This is a genomic window from Sphingorhabdus sp., assembly GCF_044354325.1.
Classification (GTDB): Bacteria; Pseudomonadota; Alphaproteobacteria; order Sphingomonadales; family Sphingomonadaceae; genus Sphingorhabdus_B.
In genome coordinates, this window is the sequence record NZ_JBILAF010000168.1 from 1 (window position 1) to 2,634 (window position 2,634).

Consider the following 2,634-nt stretch of genomic DNA (forward strand, 5'->3'; position numbering starts at 1 on the left):
CATCACGCCCGATGCCGGCGAAAGCATCGTCAACTTCGCGGTGCGCGGGCCGTATACGGTTGTCGAACAAATCGCGCCGCAATTTGTGCTGCGTCATGGCAAAGAAGTCACCATCATCTTTAACGATGCCTATGCCGTGCCGACACCCGGCGCAGATGCCCCCAAGCCACGCGCGCCAAAGAAGAAATGCGGGATTTTTGGGTGCAAATCGATGGAGGCCAAGCCGTGAGTATGTTTAAATCGGGCAATACTGACCCGCGCACCGCCATCGATGCTGATACGCTTGAGGAAGCGAACCAACGGATTTTGTCGCCGGTGGCCATGCCAAATGGTCTATCCCCGGGCATGAAATTGGGCGTGGTGGGTATTGGCTTGCTTGCCATTTTAACCTTCAGCAGCTTGGCCAAAAGCCGGAATGAAGCAGACCAAGTTGCGGCACAGCCTGCCACCCGCACCGCAGCTGCGGTTGTTCCGCCCGGCGGTCTTGTGCCGCAACCGATATTGCGTCCGGGCCCACCCGAATTGCCGCCGCCCGTCCTTGTCCCGCCGCCCGTGAATAACCCAAATGCGGTGCCCGGTATCGTTGGACCCGCAGCCATTGGTCCGAACCGCTTTCAAGCGCCGGGCATCGTTGTGGATACCACAAAAGGCGGCGTCGCTATATTGCCGCCCACGCCGGGTCTGGCAGGCGCAAAAAATGACGAGTTGAGCGCAGAAGACAGGTTTTCGGACCGCGTCGCGGCGGGCGAAAATGCACCTGCCCGCGCGGTGCGTATCGCCAACAGCAGCTATACGGTGCCGCAGGGCGCCATTATCGCCGGCGTTCTTGAAACGGCTATAAACTCCGATCTGCCCGGATATGTGCGTGCCGTGGTTAGCCGCGACGTCATGGGCTTTGACGGCCGGCGGGTGCTGATCCCAAGCGGAAGCCGCTTGATCGGGCAATATCGCTCGGGCCTCGCCGCGGGGCAATCGCGCGCGTTCATCGTCTGGACACGGCTGACCCGCCCCGATGGCGTAACCGTGTCGCTAGGCTCGCCCGTCACCGACCCGCTTGGCCGTGCGGGCTTAGGGGGTAAAGTGGATAGCCACTTCCTGAAGCGGTTTGGTTCGGCGATATTATTGTCCGTTGTGCAATCCGGCCTTGGGCTTTTGCAGCAGGGTGGCAATGATGTCATCGTCCGCACGGCCGATGATGCCAAAAGCGTTGCCGGTATTGCCTTGCAGCGGGACATCAACATCCCGCCGACGGTAAAAGTGGCGCAAGGGACGGCCATTCGTATCTTCATCGCCCGCGACCTCGATTTTTCGGGCACCGACGGCGATGCGCAATGAGGCATGCGGCGCCCGTGGCTGGCGATGCCGAAAATGTCTATCTCAATAGCTATTTAGCGCCATTTGGCGAATGGCTGGCCTGCGATGATGTGACCGAGATTTTGATGAACCGGCCGCATGAAATATGGGTTGAGCGGCTTGGGTGTGCGCAGATGGAGCGTCACGACGCACCAGAAGTTGACAGCCAGTTGCTGGAACGCCTTGCACACCAGATCGCACGCATCAACCATCAAGGCGTTAGCCGCGAAAGTCCGTTGCTCGCCGCCATATTGCCGGGCGGTGCCCGCGTGCAAATGGTGTTACCGCCCGCAACGCGCGGCGATGTTGCGCTCGCGATCCGCAAACACCGGCTGCAAGACATGACGCTGGAAAGCTATTTTGAACAAAGCGCGCTGCCATCGGTGCGTAACGTCGCTGATGATAGTTCTGCGCTTGCGGCGCTTTTGCAGGATCAAGACTATTTAGGCTTTTTCCGTGCGGCCGTTGCCGCGCGCAAAACGATCCTCATTTCTGGCGGAACGTCGTCTGGTAAGACAACATTGCTCAACGCATTGTTAAAGGAAATTCCGCAACATGAGCGGATCATTTCCATTGAAGACACCCCTGAAATCCGGCTGAGCAGCGACAATGCGCTTGGCTTGGTCGCCGTGGCCGGCGATCAAGGAGAGGCGCAAGTGACGGTGGACGATCTTATGCGCGCGTCGCTGCGTATGCGGCCAGACCGGTTGATCGTGGGCGAATTGCGCGGCGGCGAAACGGTCACGTTTTTGCGGGCGATCAATACTGGCCATCCCGGTTCCATCACCACGGTGCACGCCAATTCACCCCAAGGCGCGTTTGAACAAATTGCCTTCATGTGTATGCAGGCCGGACTTGGCCTTGGACGCCTCGAAACGATGGAGTACGCTCGGTCCATGATCGATGTGGTCATCCAACTAGACCGCCACAGCGGCCAACGCGCCATAAGCTGTGTCGAATTAACGAACGCTGCATAAAGCTAAGCTGCGCCTTCAGTCGTTGGCGCAACATCTGCGCACAGACGTTTCAGGCATGAAATCCCGCGCGCATGGTTGTTTGCGCATCAATCGGTAAATGGCAGCGGCAAACAATGCCGCACGAAAATCTGGCGGTGGGCGAGAGCCTACAGACAAACTCTCTTTCCTATATATTATTGATAATATTTGTTTTTCTAACGCCAATGCCTGACTATATGGGATCAAGGTGTTCCGGATTGCGTTTCGAAGAACTCCCAAACACGTTCTGCCCCATCAAAAGACTGGATGGGGTTGTTACCCTGTC

General features: G+C 58.0%; 3 protein-coding genes. All 3 read left to right on the forward strand.

The genetic code is table 11. The features are described from left to right. Positions 1–229 (forward strand): TrbG/VirB9 family P-type conjugative transfer protein (locus ACIQ0G_RS10855; RefSeq protein ID WP_397577917.1); only part of this gene is annotated, 229 nt, incomplete at its 5' end. Between the two features lie 2 nt (positions 230–231). Next, positions 232–1,335, forward strand: a complete 1,104-nt coding sequence (gene virB10 / locus ACIQ0G_RS10860; RefSeq protein ID WP_397577919.1) for a type IV secretion system protein VirB10 — start codon at positions 232–234, stop codon at positions 1,333–1,335. Beyond that, on the forward strand, positions 1,332–2,330 hold the full coding sequence (gene virB11, locus ACIQ0G_RS10865) for a P-type DNA transfer ATPase VirB11 (protein ID WP_397577918.1): 999 nt from the start codon (positions 1,332–1,334) through the stop codon (positions 2,328–2,330). Before virB10 ends, virB11 begins: the two co-directional genes overlap by 4 nt. The last annotated feature ends 304 nt before the right edge of the window (positions 2,331–2,634 follow it).

Coding starts and splice junctions, on each gene's coding strand:
- virB10 (WP_397577919.1), top strand. CDS start 232: ATGTTTAAATCGGGCAATACTGACCCGCGCACCGCCATCGATGCTGAT.
- virB11 (WP_397577918.1), top strand. CDS start 1,332: ATGAGGCATGCGGCGCCCGTGGCTGGCGATGCCGAAAATGTCTATCTC.